This window comes from Microvirga tunisiensis, assembly GCF_009296175.1.
Taxonomy (GTDB): Bacteria; Pseudomonadota; Alphaproteobacteria; order Rhizobiales; family Beijerinckiaceae; genus Microvirga; species Microvirga tunisiensis.
Genome location: NZ_VOSK01000063.1, coordinates 1 through 16,264 on the forward strand (window position 1 = coordinate 1; position 16,264 = coordinate 16,264).

Annotated in this window: 15 protein-coding genes; 3 read left to right on the top strand and 12 right to left on the bottom strand. The window is 61.6% G+C overall.

Translation table 11 applies throughout. The features are described from left to right. Positions 1-859 precede the first annotated feature (859 nt). From FS320_RS16905 to FS320_RS16915, 3 genes are all read left to right on the top strand, one after another. Positions 860-2,398, top strand: a complete 1,539-nt coding sequence (locus FS320_RS16905; RefSeq protein WP_162003037.1) for a PAS domain S-box protein — start codon at positions 860-862, stop codon at positions 2,396-2,398. Then, positions 2,388-2,999, top strand: a complete 612-nt coding sequence (gene fixJ, locus FS320_RS16910) for a response regulator FixJ (protein WP_152713002.1) — start codon at positions 2,388-2,390, stop codon at positions 2,997-2,999. Before FS320_RS16905 ends, fixJ begins: the two co-directional genes overlap by 11 nt. A 113-nt stretch (positions 3,000-3,112) precedes the next feature. Continuing rightward, positions 3,113-3,517, top strand: a complete 405-nt coding sequence (locus FS320_RS16915; protein WP_152713003.1) for a response regulator — start codon at positions 3,113-3,115, stop codon at positions 3,515-3,517. A 192-nt stretch (positions 3,518-3,709) separates the two neighbouring features. Here the strand turns inward: FS320_RS16915 and FS320_RS16920 are convergent, their stop codons facing one another. The 12 genes from FS320_RS16920 to FS320_RS16975 all read right to left on the bottom strand — a co-directional run bounded on the left by FS320_RS16920 (position 3,710) and on the right by FS320_RS16975 (position 16,113). After that, the gene (locus tag FS320_RS16920) at positions 3,710-4,396 is read right to left on the bottom strand and encodes a helix-turn-helix domain-containing protein (RefSeq protein WP_152713004.1); all 687 of its coding nucleotides are present in this window, start codon (positions 4,394-4,396) and stop codon (positions 3,710-3,712) included. Positions 4,397-4,539: 143 nt separating this feature from the next. Continuing rightward, a complete protein-coding gene (locus FS320_RS16925) occupies positions 4,540-5,646 on the bottom strand; it encodes a hypothetical protein (RefSeq protein ID WP_152713005.1) in 1,107 nt (368 codons plus the stop codon). Positions 5,647-5,651: 5 nt separating this feature from the next. After that, a complete protein-coding gene (gene ccoS, locus FS320_RS16930) occupies positions 5,652-5,801 on the bottom strand; it encodes a cbb3-type cytochrome oxidase assembly protein CcoS (RefSeq protein WP_152713006.1) in 150 nt (49 codons plus the stop codon). A gap of 2 nt (positions 5,802-5,803) precedes the next feature. Next, on the bottom strand, positions 5,804-8,041 hold the full coding sequence (locus tag FS320_RS16935) for a heavy metal translocating P-type ATPase (protein WP_152713007.1): 2,238 nt from the start codon (positions 8,039-8,041) through the stop codon (positions 5,804-5,806). 11 nt (positions 8,042-8,052) lie between these two features. After that, positions 8,053-8,550, bottom strand: coding sequence for a FixH family protein (locus FS320_RS16940; protein ID WP_152713008.1), 498 nt, complete (start codon positions 8,548-8,550; stop codon positions 8,053-8,055). 11 nt (positions 8,551-8,561) lie between these two features. Continuing rightward, positions 8,562-10,031, bottom strand: a complete 1,470-nt coding sequence (ccoG, locus tag FS320_RS16945) for a cytochrome c oxidase accessory protein CcoG (protein WP_152713009.1) — start codon at positions 10,029-10,031, stop codon at positions 8,562-8,564. Positions 10,032-10,160: 129 nt separating this feature from the next. Then, complete coding sequence (ccoP, locus tag FS320_RS16950) at positions 10,161-11,057, bottom strand: cytochrome-c oxidase, cbb3-type subunit III (RefSeq protein ID WP_152713010.1); 897 nt, start codon at positions 11,055-11,057, stop codon at positions 10,161-10,163. Positions 11,058-11,061: 4 nt separating this feature from the next. Beyond that, a complete protein-coding gene (locus FS320_RS16955; protein ID WP_152713011.1) occupies positions 11,062-11,217 on the bottom strand; it encodes a cbb3-type cytochrome c oxidase subunit 3 in 156 nt (51 codons plus the stop codon). A 12-nt stretch (positions 11,218-11,229) separates the two neighbouring features. Beyond that, entirely contained in the window at positions 11,230-11,964 is a 735-nt protein-coding gene (ccoO, locus tag FS320_RS16960) for a cytochrome-c oxidase, cbb3-type subunit II (protein ID WP_152713012.1), read from the bottom strand. Positions 11,965-11,975: 11 nt separating this feature from the next. Continuing rightward, positions 11,976-13,640, bottom strand: coding sequence for a cytochrome-c oxidase, cbb3-type subunit I (gene ccoN / locus FS320_RS16965; protein ID WP_152713013.1), 1,665 nt, complete (start codon positions 13,638-13,640; stop codon positions 11,976-11,978). A 139-nt stretch (positions 13,641-13,779) separates the two neighbouring features. After that, complete coding sequence (hemN, locus tag FS320_RS16970; protein ID WP_152713014.1) at positions 13,780-15,129, bottom strand: oxygen-independent coproporphyrinogen III oxidase; 1,350 nt, start codon at positions 15,127-15,129, stop codon at positions 13,780-13,782. A gap of 102 nt (positions 15,130-15,231) precedes the next feature. Then, entirely contained in the window at positions 15,232-16,113 is an 882-nt protein-coding gene (locus tag FS320_RS16975; protein WP_162003038.1) for a helix-turn-helix domain-containing protein, read from the bottom strand. Between the last annotated feature and the right edge of the window lie 151 nt (positions 16,114-16,264).

The window sequence follows — 16,264 nt, forward strand, 5'->3', positions numbered from 1 at the left end:
TCCCTGAAGCGGTGTACTCACCAAAGCATAGACATGGTCGATGTTCTCATTCGATCGCCCCGAAGGACGATCCGCAAGGACACCGCCGCCTACGCTTCTCTTCTCTCTTCACTTGTCAAAGAACAGGTGCCTCACGCAGAGACACAAAAACAACCGCGGGTCACCTCACCCCTCCCTTGCCAGGAGGGCCAGGCCCCGAAGCCGCCCGACGACACGCTCGTTGAAGAACCCCGCCGCCGATGAGACTGATCTAGTCTCTGCCGCTTCCGCTGTCAACCGGTATCGTGAAAGTTTTTATAAGCTTTCGCGACGTCGTTCTTGGCCTCTCGCAAGTAAAGACCAAGCACTCCCGTTCACAGAAACGCTGCCGCTTCTGCGTTGACCGTGCCGTAGGATCGAAATCCCGCAGCCCATGCTGGAAAAAACCGCCAGAGGAGCCCGCAACACCGCCGACGATCCCGCCGAACCTTTGCCGCTCATAGCCAGAGCCAGATCAAATCAAAGCTCACCCGAACACCGGCGCAAACTGCAAGCTCGGGCATTGCTGCCCCGAACTTCATGTTCAACCCTGTCCGGGAAAAACCCTGCGGCTCGCTCGTCGCAAAACCACAAGGGAGGCGCCGATATAAAGGCTTTGAATCTAAATGCAAGAGGGACCTAATCCGTGGTCGGCGAATTCTGCCGTGACCTTAGGAAGATCGAACTCAAGGCCCTCATTAAGTAATATAGTTAGCGTTCACGCTGTTACAAGGGCAGCGCGCTTTTAAAGATCGGTTAATGCCACAGTGTATTGTGGGATCGACCACTGGTGGATCATAGCTCAGGATTGTTATGCTGTGTCCTGCGCAGAGGGGGTTTAGTGTCAGAGACAAGTTCCAAAGCGGATCCGTCATCATCCACCCGCGATAGGACAGCCGAGCTTCTCATCGATGCGGTGACGGATACTGCGTTCATCGTGCTCGATTCCGTCGGGAATATCGCAAGTTGGAGTCGGGGCGCCGAGCATATCCATGGATGGAACAGTGAGGAGGCGCTCGGGCGCTCCGCTTCTATTCTCTACATGCCGGACAATGGCTCCGATATCCTTCGTCAGGATCTTCAATTAGCTCATGAGAGCGGACACCACGAGGCACAGGGTCTCCGGGTGCGAAAGGACGGTTCAGCATTCGTGGCACGCGTCACGATGACACCGATTGCAGTCAAGGGCGCTGAAGAGAGCGGCTTTGCCATGATCACGCGAGATATCACCGAGTGGGTCACGGCCGAGGAAGCGCTGAAAACACGCGAGGCTCACCTGCGGTCGATTTTGGAGACTGTTCCGGATGCCATGGTGGTCATCGACGAGCAGGCGCGCATTCAATCCTTCAGCGCGACGGCCGTGCGTCTGTTCGGCTACCAGCCGGACGAGGTGATCGGCGAGAACGTCAAAATTCTCATGCCTGCCCCTTATCGCGAACAGCATGACAACTACATGCTACGCTATCGCACCACAGGCGAAAGGCGGATCATCGGTGTTGGACGCGCGGTCGTCGGTCAACGCAAGGACGGCTCAACCTTCCCGATGGAACTGGCCGTGGGTGAGATGCATTCTGGGGGCATTCGCTATTTCACCGGCTTCATCCGCGATCTGTCTGAGCGGCAGAGGACAGAAGCGCGTCTGCAGGAACTCCAATCCGAACTCGTTCACATGTCGCGTTTCACGGCTTTGGGGGAGATGGCCTCCACGCTTGCTCACGAGATCAACCAACCGCTGACCGCGATCACCAATTATCTCAAAGGCTGCCGGAGAATTCTCGAGCGAATGGAGGGAGACAGGGTTCCCATGCTCCGGGATGCGGTCAATGAGGCGGGTGAGCAGGCGCTGCGGGCAGGGCAAGTGATCCGTCACCTGCGCGAATTCGTGGCCCGCGGCGAGAGCGAGCGCCATATCGAAAATCTGCCCAAGCTCATCGAGGAGGCGAGCGCTCTCTCGCTTGTGGGGACGAAAGAACAGGGTGTCCGGGTTACTTTCGATTTTGACCTCAACGCTCCCTTCGTGCTTGCCGACCGTATTCAGATCCAGCAGGTTCTGCTGAATCTGATCCGCAATGCCATCGAGGCCATGCAGGAGACAGAGCGTCGGGAACTCAAGGTTGCCACCCGCTCTGTGGATGAGGACCACGTGGAATTGAGCGTGGCAGATACCGGCCCTGGTCTGGCTCCGGAGATTGCCGGCCAATTGTTCCACCCGTTCGTGACCACCAAGAAGCACGGAATGGGCGTCGGCCTGTCGATCTGCCGTACGATCGTGGAAGCGCATGGCGGGAAGATCTGGGCCGAATCGAAGCAGGGCGGGGGAACCGCATTCCGTTTCACGTTAAGGACTATTGGACGGGGAGAATTGGCGCATGCAGAGTGACGCTGTCGTGCACGTGGTTGATGATGACGCAGCTGTCCGCAAATCGCTGGCATTTCTGCTTGCCTCGGAAGAACTCCCGGCTCGCCTGCACGAATCTGCCTCGGGCTTTCTCGATGACGCACCAAGGATAGAGGCGGGCTGCATCGTCACGGATGTGCGCATGCCAGGCATCGACGGCATCGAATTGATCCGACGTTTGAAGGAACGTGGCATTGCACTTCCGGTAATCGTCATGACCGGTCACGCGGATGTACCGATGGCCGTCGAGGCCATGAAGGAAGGTGCGATCGACTTCCTCGAAAAGCCTTTTGGGGACGAGGTGTTTCTGGCCGCAGTGCGCTCCGCTCTGGCTCGTCAGGAAAAGGATAGCCATCACGGAACCCAGATCACGGAAATTCAGGGACGTTTCGATGCTCTGTCCGAGCGGGAGCGGCAAGTTCTGGAAGGGCTCGTCGCCGGCAAGGCCAACAAGGCGATCGCCTACGATCTTGGAATCAGCCCGCGTACGGTGGAAATCTACCGCGCAAACGTCATGGCGAAGATGCAGGCCAAAAGTCTGTCGGAGCTCGTCCGCCTCGCCCTGCTGATCGAGCCGAAATAGCCCCTTAAGGAATATTCCTGAGTAGGGAAGCTAGGGGTCACATGCATAATCTGCGATATTGGCCGGGCGCGTGTGCCTTTTGGCCAGGATCGAGGATTACACAGGCTTCTAGGATGCTTCAGCCCACGGGGCCGGTCATCGTCGTGGACGATGATGACGCGGTCAGAAACTCATTGAGGTTCGCCCTGGAGCTTGAGGGCCTGACCGTGCATCCGTTCAAGAACGGTACCGAGCTTCTTGCCGCGCCGGATCTGCCGCAGGGTGGATGCTTCGTGATCGATTACCACATGCCAGGTATGACCGGGATCGAGCTTGTTGGAAAGCTGCGACAACGCCGGATTGATCGTCCGGCGATCCTCATCGCTTCCCAGGTCAGCGATGATCTCTACCATCGTGCGGCCCGATCCGGCTTCCGAGTCGTTCTCGAGAAGCCGCTGCACGACAGCGAACTGCTCGACAGCATTCACGCTGCCTTGGCGCATGGTGCGGAACCAGAGGTCCGCGTCAGCGAAAAATGATCCGATCTTCCGCAATGAAAGAGCGCCCGCGCCCTTGAAGATGCTCTGGCAACATTCTGGGCCTGCTCCACCCCTCAGTCTCTTCCAAAACTCATCCTTCCCTGCCGTCGCTGCGACGGCAGGGAAGGATGAACATGTCCTAGTCTGAACGAGAGACTCGATCGCACCCAGTGGAAGATCAACGAGTCTCCGCTACGCGTTCAGGCGCTCGAGCGCAGCTCTGTTGCTCAGAACGATACGGCGGGCGGAGGGAAGTCCAATGATGCCCTGCCGCTCGAGTTGGGTGAAGGAGCGCGAGACCGTCTCGATCGTCAATCCAAGATGGTCTGCGATATCCGTGCGCGACATGGGAAGATCCAGGGTACTGTCATCGGCCGTACGCTCGGCCATGTCGAGAAGGAAGGTGGCAATCTTCTCCAGGGCCGATTTGCGGCCGAGCAGCAGCATGTGGTTTTGGGCCCTGACAAGGGAGCGCATCATTCCCATCGTCATGTCCTGGCCGAGCTGGGCGTCGCTCCCGGTTAGGGCGGCGAGATGGCTGCGGCGATAGGCGACGACCACGCAATTCCCGACAGATTCGGCGCAGAACCGATACTCGTCTCCCGCCTCAATCCCGAAGATGTCTCCGGCCAGGTGAAAGGCGTCGATCTGGCGGCGTCCGTCGCTCAGAAGCTTGGAGGTGCGCACCACTCCCGAGAGTACCTTGTAGACATAAGCGGCCTTGTCGCCCTCGGCGAAGATTTCTTCATCCTTGGCGAAGGATTGCACAGAGCCGACGGTCGACGGTGCCGCATCCACGGACTTGCGGAGCGGCAGGGCTTCCAGCGTGAACAAAGGGAGGGCCGAGGAAGAGGCTTTAGTGAGGAGCGCAGTATGCATCGAACCCTCGCGAACTCGTGAACGTGACGTTGGCTCATGGATACCGCTGCCGAGGCTGGGCTGGAATTCAGGTCTGATACCTAAGGAGTTTTCCTTAGGTCGCAATTTAACGGGATCGATTAGGCTTCCGGCGGCCGAGACAGCTATGCAAAGAAATTGGCCGCCAAGGCACCCAGGACCGCTCCCGTCAGCAGCGTGGCGTCGTGAAAGCCCAGGAGCCATCGCGAGATTGGGCCGTTTCTGTGGACCCAGAGTGTGGTGCCGAGCAGGGCTAGTGACCATCCGGCGCCGACAAGTGCGGCCGCGGCTGAGAACCCGCTTGCAGCCGCGGACAGAGTGAAGGCTGCGGCTCCAGCCCCCAGCAGAAGGCAGCCGAGGGCGGACAGAGGAACGGGGGAGGCAAGGCGCGGAACGAAAGCTAGGGCCAGAGACGGGGCGTACATGGCCATGACATGCCATGCCACGGCACCCACGACAGCCTCCGGCGGTGCGCAGCCGATGACGGCCATAGGGGTCGCGCCCATCAAGGCCGTCATGGCGAGCCATCCGAGGGTACCAATCGCGGTCGGTAGAAGAATGGAGCGCCATCCCTGCGCGCGCATCGTCTTCGGTTCCTGCTCACGACGTCTCTGATTGGGCAGAGCTGCAGTGGCAATGAGCGATGCCACATGGGCCAGAGCGGCTGCGGCAGCCGTGCCCGCAAAGACCTGTGGAGCCGCGATAGCCTCAGCGAGGCCGGCGAGAGTAGGGGCAATCAGGCTTGCCGCAGTTGCCGCGCCGAAGACGATCAGAAGCGCACCGCCGCCCTGGCGGGCAACCGGCATAGCGGCATGGCGATAGAACAGGCTGAAGCCGCCTGCGATCCCGAGCCAGAACGCACCGAGCGCGAGGGCGCCGAAATGCATGGACACGAGAGCCCAGACGAGGACGAGGCCTCCAGCTACGCCGAGACTTGCGCCCAGGGAAAAGGCCGCCCGGCGGCCGACGGTGTCGAGCAGGAGCGAGGCGGGAAGGCTCGCGAGAGCCGCGCCGATATAGAAGGCCGCATAGGGAAGTGTGACCAAGCCTCGACTCGGCGCGAGCGAGAGGCCGGCCAAGGGCAGAACGCTGAGGGTCAGAACCTGGCCGAGAACGGAGAAGGCAAAGCCTGCCGCAAGAGGCGCCGCTCCGCGATAGTGGACGATGGTATCGCCCAATGCGCCTGGCTCACAGATGCATTCGAGCTGCCCTGCCCGGGGCATGTCGGTCATAGAGGTCATTTCCGAACATCGTCGTCGGACAGGACACGCACGGCCGCACCCTGCACATCGTCATACTGGCCGTTCTTCAGCGACCACATGAAGGCCGCAAGGCCGGACAGGCCGAGCAGGAGGGCCATGGGAACGAGATAGATCAGGACTTCCATGGTCAGGCTCCATGCGTGGTCGGAACGGAATGGGATTGCGCTGGCTCGGCCCGAGGCGCCGATGTGCGCCCGCGTGCCCGGAGGGCGTTGAGTGTCACGATGGTCGAGGAACCCGACATGGCGAGCGCCGCGACGAGGGGCGTGACATAGCCGAGGAAGGCGAGGGGCACCGCGATCAGGTTGTAGATGAGGGCGATGCCGAGATTCTGGCGCATGAGGTTATGCGCGCGGCGGGCGATATCGATGGTGTCCTGCACGGGCCTCAATCGATCGCCGAGAAAGACCGCATCGGCCTGAGCCTGGGTGAGGTCGGCCGCGCTGATGGGCGACAGCGATACATGCGCTGCCGCCAGAGCCGGTGCATCGTTGAGGCCGTCGCCGACCATCAGGACCTTGCGGCCTCCAGCCCTGAGATCCTCGAGCGCGTCGATCTTATCCGCGGGCGTGCATCCGCCGCGCCAGAAGTCGATTCCGAGGGTAGCCGCGATGGGAGCCACGGCCTCCGGCCGGTCGCCGGACAGGATGCGGCACTCGAAACCGCGTTGACGCAGGTTCTGCATGACCGCGACGGCGTCAGGGCGCAGCGCCTGCCGCACCAGCAGGGCTGCGTGCCTCTCGCCCCAGGAAAAGGCAATCACGGAGGCCATCGGATCAGTTAAGGCCGCTTTCTCTGCGATGCCTCCGCAGCCACAGAAGACAGGGTTGCCGAGCCGCATCTCTTGCCCGTCCACGACGGTCCGAACGCCCTGGCCGGGTTCCTCGACGACACTGTCATAGGGCCGGCGATCCTGAGCCATCTGCGCGACCGCCGATGCCAGCGGGTGATGGCTCGACAGAGCCAGCCGGCTTGCGGCGTCCAGCAGGCCGGGCTCAATATCGCCGGCGTTCATCACGCTCATGGTGGGCAGGGTCAGAGTCCCGGTCTTATCGAAGACGATGGTGTCCACTTTCGCCAGCCGCTCGAACGCGTCACCGGCGTTGAGAAACACGCCAGCGCGGAAGAGGGCGCCGGAGGCGACGACCTGCACGACGGGAACGGCAAGCGCCAACGCACAGGGACAGGTGATGATGAGCACCGAAATGGCGGTGATCAGCGCATCATGAATGGATGCGCCGCCCAGGATCCAGGTCAAGGCCGTGACGGCGGCTGCCGTGTGCACGACCGGCGCGTAGATTTTCGCCACGTGGTCGGCCAGTTGCACGTAGCGCGACTTGGCGGCAGCCGCATTTTCCAGCAGCCGTTCGACCTCGTCGAGGAGCGTGCCCTTACCCGCTGCGGTCACCCGAAGGGTCAGGGTACCGTTGTAATTCATGCTTCCCGCATAAACCTGATTGTCAGCCTCGACAGCCCTGTTAGCGGTCTCGCCGGTTACGAGACTCTCATCGACTTCCGAAGAACCCGAGATAACGACGCCGTCGACCGCAATGCGCTCTCCCGGGCGAACGAGGACCCTGTCGCCGCCTTTCAGAGCAGCGGTGGGGACGAGAACGATCACGCCATCGTCCTCCAGTCTGTGAGCGATTTCGGCCCTGAAGGAGGCCAGATTGCTCGCCACCGCGCGGGTCCTCCGGCGCATGGCCTGATCGAGATAGCGGCCGCAGAGCAGGAAGAAGAGCAGCATGACCACCGAGTCGAAATAGGTATGCTCGGCGGAATTGATCGTCTCAAGCACCGAGACGCTCAGCGCCAGCAGGATACCGATGACGATCGGCACGTCCATGTTGCTGCGGCGGTTGCGCAGCGCGTTCATGGCGCTCTGGAAGAAGGGCTGGCCGGCATAGGCCACGGCCGGGAGGGCGATAAGGGCGGCTAGCCAGTGGAAGAAGTCGCGGGTTTCAGGCGTGATGTCCGTGACGTTGCCCGACCAGACGGAGACCGCCAGCAGCATGATGTTCATGGAGGCGAAGCCCGCCACCGCGAGGCACTTCAGCAGCCATTGGGCGCGGCGGGCGTCCTCTTCTTCAACAAGCCTCGATCGGAAGGGATGCGCCCGGTAGCCGAGCCGCTGCAGTTCCTCCACCACACGTGCCGGCGAAAGCTCTCCGTCGCGCCATTCCAGGGCAAGGCGATGGTTGGTGTAGTTCAGCCGCGCGTCCACGATGCCGGGCAGGCGGCACAGGCCTCCCTCGACTTCATCGATGCAGGCGGCGCAGTCGATGCCCTCGACGGCGAGGTCGAGACGGGCTGTTCCGTCGTCCTGGCGCTTCACGTAGATGGAAAGGTCGAGGGTCTCGGCCAACGCGAAAATCCTTAGTGCGAGATGCGGCTCTTGGAGCGGAAGACAGTTTCCGTCTCGCGCTGCAAGCCGATGACGAGATCCCACTGGCCTTCCGGTATGGAGGTAAGGCTCTTGAACTGGCCTGGCGTCAGTTCGACAAATTCCAGGACCACATCACGACGCTTGTCCGTGGGATGGGCGAGGCGTACCTCGGGCGTGAGACCTGTGAGAGCTTGCCCCTTGGCGTCGCGAGCCGCGATGGTGATGCCCGAGGCCCCGCCATGCTGCAGGAACGCCTCGACGGACCAGTGGCGCGCATCCTGCGCATGGGCTGCCGCGGCATCATTCTTGAACGACAGGCCAGCCTTGTAGGCGCTTTCCGTCTCGACACCGCTGAAGCTCGAGATGGCGACACGCACCATGTAAAAATTCATCGCGAAGATGATGCCGAAGAATGACACGAAATAGAGGAGTACCGTGCGTCCGGTGATGGGCCTCGGTGATCGTCCAGTGGTGGCCGTGGTGGACATGGGATCTATCCTTAAGGAGCCTTGAAATGATCGCTCGTGCTGGCAGTGTCGCCGGTGGCGAGATCGGTAAGAACGAACCGAATTGCTGTCGATTCCTCCGCTGTTGAAGCCGTGTTCGTCACCAGAACCCGCGCCTCGAGGGTCTGATCCGGCTCGACGGTGACGATGGAGCGGCCCTGCTGATCGACTACTCCACCCACTACATCGATCCTCACATCGCGCAACCCTTCCACGGAGACCAGGTAGCTGCGCTCGTCCAGGTTCTTGTTGGCGATGCGGATTGTGAATCCGTTGCGGATCGAGCCGTCGGACAGACGCACGAAGAGCGGATTGCGGTCGTGCATGACGCTTAAGTATAGGCTCTGGCGCATGGCGAGCGACGCGATCATCACCGCGCCGACCAATGCGATGAGACCGGCATAGAAGCCGGTGCGGGGACGGAGGATGCGACGCACTTCAGGACGGCCTTCGATGCGGGTCTGGACATTCATGTCAGTATCGTAAGCGATCAGGCCCTGCGAACGGCCAATCTTGCCCATCACGTTATCGCAGGCATCCATGCACAGGCCGCACTGGATGCAGTCGAGCTGCAGGCCCTTTCGAATGTCGACGCCCGTGGGGCATACGGACACACATTGGTTGCAGTCGATGCAGTCGCCCGCGGGCAGGCCTTGGAGCTTCAGAGCCTCATTCTTCTTCACCGAGCCGCGCGGCTCGCCTCGGTCGTAGCGATAGGTAACATTGAGGGCGTATTCGTCCGTCATCGCCGCCTGGATGCGTGGCCATGGGCACATATAGGTGCAGACCTGCTCACGCATGAATCCGGCGAGTGTGTACGTCGTAAAGGTGAGAATGCCGATCCATAGATACGCGACATATGACGCCTGGAAGGTCGCGAGCTCATACACCAGGGTCGGCGCATCGGCGAAATAGAGCACCCAGGCACCGCCCGTCCACCAGGCGATCATCAGCCAGATGAAGTGCTTCAGGACCTTCCTGCCGAAGACTCGAACAGTGAGCTTCTCCTTGTCACCGCGCATCCGTTCGCGCCGATTGCCCTCGATCCAGCGCTCCACCGCATAGAACAGGTCCGTCCAGACGGTCTGAGGGCAGAGATAGCCGCACCAGATCCTGCCGGCGACCGCATTCATGAGAAAGAGGGTCAGCGCCGCCAGCACGAGAAGGCCCGTGATATAATAGACCTCCTGCGGCCAGATCTCGATGAAGAAGAAATAGAACCGGCTGTTGACGAGATCGACGAGGATCGCCTGATCCGGCGCATGCGGGCCGCGATTCCAGCGAATGAAGGGCAGGAAGTAATAGGTGCCGAGGGTGATGGCGAGTACCGCCCATTTGATCGTGCGATAACGGCCTTTCACCGCCTGCGGGTAGATCTGCTTGCGGGGAGCATAGAGCGGCGCGTCGTCGGCCGAGGCCGGAGCGGACGCTCCAAGAGGATGGGGAAGGGGGGCGTCGGCCATCGAATCCGTCGGTTCGTCTCGATCAGGTATGACGATGGGATACGATGCGGCGAGCCAACCCGCCTTGATCCAAATCAAGCAACGGCCGGGGGGCGCCCCGGCCGCTTGTCTTTCAGCGTTTGAACAGGATCAGGGTCTCTGATCGCCACCCAGGGAGTGGACGTAGAGGGTCAGCGCCTTGATGGTCGTATCGTCCAGGCGCCCATGCCATGTCGGCATGACTCCGCCACGCCCATTCATCAGGCCTTCCACGATGGTCGCTTTGTCGGAACCGAAGAGCCAGATCTTGTCCGCCAGGTTCGGGGCTCCCAGCTCCTGGCTGCCATGGCCCGTGTCGCCATGGCAGGCGGCGCAATTGTCGGCGAAGATCTTGGCGCCGGTTGCCAGGTCGGCTCCCTTGTCCGTCGGCAGGCCCGACAGGGAGCGGACGTAATCCGCTGCCTGTGCGATTTCCTCGCGCTTGAGCATCCCGTCGCGGCCGAACGCAGGCATGGAGCCGGAATGACCCTCATCGCTCGTGGAGCGGGCTCCGTGGCGGATCGTCTGCTCGATCCGGGCGAGAGTACCGCCCCAGAGCCAGTCGTCGTCGTTCAGGTTCGGATAGCCCTCGGCGCCCGCACCACCGGCTCCATGGCAGGGGGCGCAGTTGTCGCCGAAGGCGGCCTTACCCTGAGCACGGGCGAAGGTGAACATGCCGGGATTCTGCCTGATCTCCTCCAGAGAACTTCCAGCGAGTTTCGCTGTCATGTTGGAGCGCTGCTGCTTGAGGGCGTCGAGATCGGCCACGACTGCATCGCGCGACTGCCAGCCGAGGGCGCCCTTGGTGTAGGACGAGACCAGCGGCCACGCGGGGAAGGCGATGCAATAGGCGACCGCCCATGCGATGCAGGCATAGAACGTCCACAGCCACCAGCGGGGCAATGGATTATTGAGCTCCTGGATATCGTCCCAGCTGTGCCCGGTGGTGGCGACACCTGAAATGGCGTCGACCTGTTCGTGGCGCCCTTCGTGGGTTCCTTGGGCCATGGGATCAATCCTCCTGGAGAGGCATGCGGGAGGCCGTGTCGAAACGGTCCTTCCGCGAGGGGGCGAGGGCGTAGGTCAGCACCGCCAGGAAGACGGCGACGAAATACAGGAGCCCCCAGGTCTGGGCGAATTCAGCGAAGAATCTGTATGAAGCTGGCATGATCGTCGCTCCTCAGCGCACGTTGGCCTTGTTGTCGTAGAGCTTGAAGTCGACCTGGGTGCCCAGCATTTGCAGATAGGCAATCAGAGCATCGGCTTCCGTCACCTTCTGCGGATTGCCGTCGAAGGTGCGCGATTGAGCTTTCGGATAGCGCTTGGCGAGATCGACGGCGTTCGGATCATCGGCATTGGCCTGGATGCGCATATCGCTCTCGGCATGCCTGAGCATTTCCTCGTCGTAGGGAACGCCGAGGGTCGCCTGTACTTTCAGCTCCTGCGCAATGGCCGATGCATCGAGTTCGGTCTTCTCGAGCCACGGATAGCTCGGCATGATCGAGCCTGGCACGAGGGCCCGGGGATCCTTCAGGTGATCCTTGTGCCAGTCGTCGGAATATTTGTTGCCGAGACGAGCGAGATCGGGGCCCGTGCGCTTGGAACCCCACTGGAACGGACGGTCGTACATGCTCTCAGCCGCGAGCGAGTAGTGCCCATAGCGTTCGACCTCGTCGCGTAACGGGCGAATCATCTGGCTGTGGCAGTTGTAGCAACCCTCGCGCACGTAGATGTTGCGGCCGGCGAGTTCGAGGGGGGTGTAGGGCCTGATGCCGTCCACCTTCTCGATGGTGCTCTTCAGGTAAAAAAGCGGCACGATCTCGACAAGGCCGCCGATGGATATGACGATAAGCACGCCGATGATGAGGATGATCGAGTTGGTCTCAAAGATCTTATGACGGGACCAGAATGACATGATCGTTTCCTTTATTCCGCGGCGATGAGCGCAGGCTGCATGGCTTGAGGGGCTTCCTCGACCGCCTCTCCGACCGAGATCGTCTTCCAGACGTTCCAGGCCATGATCAGGCTTCCGGCCACGAAGAACGCGCCGCCGAGCGCACGGATGACGTAGAAGGGGTTCATGGCTTCGACGGTCTCGATGAAGGAGTATTCGAGGAAGCCGAGGCTGGTATAGGCGCGCCACATGAGGCCTTGGAGGATGCCCGCCACCCACATGGACGAAATGTACAGGACGATGCCGAGGGTGGAGATCCAGAAGTGCCAGGAAACGGCTTTCATGGAGTAAAGCTCCTTCTTGTTCCACAGCCACGGAACGAGACAGTAGACGGCGCCGAAGGAGATGTAGGCGACCCAGCCGAGGGCTCCGGCATGAACGTGGCCGATGGTCCAGTCGGTGTAGTGAGACAGGGAGTTCACGGCCTTCACGGACATGAGGGGGCCTTCGAAGGTCGCCATGCCGTAGAAGGCCACCGATACAACCATGAGCCGCAGAACCGGATCCGTGCGGAGCTTGTCCCAGGCTCCCGAGAGGGTCATGAGGCCGTTGATCATGCCGCCCCAGGAGGGCATCCACAGCATGACCGAGAACACCATGCCGAGCGTCTGCGCCCAGTCGGGCAGGGCGGTGTAGTGCAGGTGGTGGGGACCTGCCCAGATGTACATGAAGATCAGCGACCAAAAGTGGATGATCGACAGGCGGTAGGAATAGACTGGCCGCTCGGCCCGCTTCGGGATGAAGTAATACATGATGGCGAGGAAGCCGGCGGTGAGGAAGAAGCCGACCGCGTTGTGGCCGTACCACCACTGCACCAGAGCATCCTGCACGCCCGACCACACGATGTAGCTCTTGGGCGAGAAGATCGAGACGGGGATCGATGCGTTGTTTCCGAGATGCAGGACCGCGATGGTCAGGATGAAGGCGAGGTAGAACCAGTTCGCCACATAGATGTGGGGCTCCTTGCGGCGCATGACCGTGCCGAGGAAGACCAGGAAGTAGGTGACCCATACGATGGTGAGAAAGAGGTCGGCATACCATTCGGGCTCGGCATATTCCTTGCCCTGGGTGATGCCGAGCAGATATCCCGTGCCGGCAATCACGATGAAGAAGTTGTAGCCCAGCACCACGAACCATGGAGCGATGTCGCCGGCCATCCGGGCGCGGCAGGTGCGCTGCACCACATAGAAAGAGCTGGCGATCAGGACATTGCCGCCGAAGGCGAAGATCACCGCCGAGGTGTGCAGCGGTCGCATCCGACCGAAGGACAGCCACGATGTGTCGAAGTTGAGCGCTGGGAAGGCGAGCTGAAGCGCGATCAGCAGGCCGATGGTGAAGCCTGCGATGCCCCAGAACACGGACGCGACGGTCGCGAACTTCACGGGGCCCATGTTGTAGTTCGGCTTGCCGGCGATGGTCAGCGGGGGCAATTGGGCTGGGCGCTCGAAATATCGGTTCACGATGGCGAAAACGGCCGCCACGCTGGCTGCTGCGAAGAGATAGGCATGGAAGGCGTATTCGGGCGTATAAGCCTTCGCCGCGATGATGATGCTGAGGAGCGCCAGTCCGGCGAAGGCAAGGGCTGAGCCCATCTCGCCGAAGGTCATTCCTTTTGAGGGTGCTACCGCTTGAGCCATAGGCTTCAACCTTTTGAGAACATCGGCGCGGCCTTGAGCTTCGCCGTCAGCAGATTCGTTTAAGGAGAGGGATGGGAAGGGGCATTGATGCAGATCAAACGGCCTGGCGGTCGAACCCGGGCCACGCCTGTTCGGCGCCTTACAAGGCGCGGGAGTGGCGCTGAACGCCGTTTTCGAAGTAGCGGTCGAATACGGCGCAGACATTTCTGACGAGGGCGCGGCCCTCTTTGGGAATCGTCAAGGTCAGCCCATCTCGGACGACGAGCCCATCCTGTGCCAGTTCATCGATGGCATCGATCTCGGACCTGAAATTCGAGGCGTTCCAGTGAAATTCCGATGCAACCTCATCGAGGTCCACCGAAAAGTCGCACATCAGCCGCTCGATGATCGTGCGGCGCAGGCGATCGTCCTCGGAAAGGGCGACGCCGCGAACGACGGGGAGCCGGCCATTCAGAACGGCGTCGCGATAGGCAACCGTCGTCGGGGGGTTCTGGACATAGCCTTGCGGAAGGGAGCCGATGGCCGAGGTGCCGAAGCCGATCAGGGCCGTCGCCTCGTCGGTGGTGTAGCCCTGGAAGTTGCGGTGAAGCCGTCCATCCTTCTGCCGGCATGCCATGGGATCGTCGGGCTTGGCGAAGTGGTCGATGCCGAGCTGGACATAGCCGGCCTGGATGAGAATGGCGGCTGCAGCCTCCCGTTGCTCCACACGGCCAACCGCATTGGGAAGAGCCGCCTCAGGCAGGAGAGCCTGATGGCGCTTCATCCATGGAACATGGGCGTAGCCGAAAAGTGCGATGCGGTCCGGAGCGAGCTTCAGGGCGACGTCCACGGAGCGTTTCACGCTCTCGATGGTCTGGAACGGCAGGCCATACATCAGATCGAGGTTGAGGCCATTCACGCCGGCGTGGCGCAGCCAGGCGGCGACCTGCGCCGTCTGCTCGAACGACTGCACCCGCCTGATGGCTTCCTGCACCCTTGGGTCGAAGTCCTGGACACCGAGACTCGCCCGGTTGAGTCCGGATGCCGCAAGGGCTCTCACATGTTCCCGTGTAATGGTTCTCGGGTCGATTTCGACCGAAATCTCAGCTCCGGACTGAATTGTGAAGACCGCAGAGAGATGACGCGAGATCCGTTCCAGGTCTTCCGGAGATAGAATAGTCGGCGTGCCGCCGCCCCAATGGATATGGGAGAAGGCCATAGGGCCGGGCAGGTGCTGCGCGACGAGATCGATTTCCCGTTCCAGGCAGTCCACATAGGAAGCGACTGCCTTGTAGCTGCGGGCCACAGCGGTGTTGCATCCGCAGTAGAGGCAGAGTTCTGCACAAAACGGCACGTGCAGGTAAAGGGACAAAGGTCCATCCGGCGCCAGTTCCGCAAGCCAGGACGCGTAGGTCTCGGCGGTCACGTCCGCCTTGAAATGAGGCGCGGTGGGATAGCTGGTATAGCGCGGGACCCGCTGGTCGTAGCGGGCAATGAGTTCTGGGGTCATGCAAGGAGCTTGCATGGAAGTCCCGTGATCGGCGTTGACCTAGATCAAAGGCTGGCAGGTCTCTGGAATGAGATACCAGAAGGATACGCCACTGCCTTCCATTCAAGGCCACGCGGCATAGGAGCTCGCGCTGCCTGCCCACTGTGCCTTGGCGCGGCGGCGATAGGTGCCCGGTGGGATGCCGACATGCTTTTTGAAGAACCGGTTGAAATAGCCCGGATCCTTGAACCCTAAACTGAAGGCGATCTGCTCGACGGGCACGTCCATCTGCTGAAGGCGCATGCAGGCATCCTGCACCATCCTGTCATAGACGAGGGAGCGGGGAGGATGGCCGCCATTGCGCACGCAGACTGCACGAAGCCGGTCCTCCGTGACACCGAGGGTATCGGCATAGCGCTTGATGCTCCAGTGTTCGCGGTACCGAAGCTCGACCAGTTGCCGGAACTGCTGGAGCACGTGATGGCCCGTGCCTCGTACGCCCGCTTCGGGTGACGCTTCCGCCTGAGCGAGGCGCCAGAGATGCAGGCAGATGAGCGTCACATGGGCGCCGATGATCGCCATGGAGCCCCGATCGGGAGCCCGCACCTCCCGGGCTAGGGCCTGGAAGGAGTGGCCGATTTCCTCGACGCCGCTCTGCAGAAGGTGGGCCGGTACCAGAACGATCCGGTTCCTCATTGGGCGAAGCAGGGCTCCTTCAGGAGCGCTGCTGATCGTTCGGGTCAGGAAGTCGTCATCCGCCGCCAGCATGTATCCCCTGGCCCCGGCATTCACCCGGACGGTTCGCGCAGCGTGGCTCGGAAGCCATAGCAGGGACGGCGAGGGCAGCTCCATGGCCTCCTCGCCCAGGAGGGCGCCTCCCCGCGACAGGATGAGGAACGCATGGGTGCGCTGCTCCCCCTTGCCCCCCGGCAGGACCCATTCGCGCTCCGATAACGAGGACGCGATCGGCTCGGCGTGGAGCACGGCCGTCGGTACGGTCCACATCGTTTCGGTCCGACTCGACGGCCTTTTGGGGGAGGAAGAGCGCGGATCGAGACCTTCAGGCATGTCGGCTCAGTACAATCTTTCGCCAAATCTGTCCAATTTCCAGGGCCGGCGGCCAGCGTAAGCTTTCAATACCAAGGGCCGAATCCAA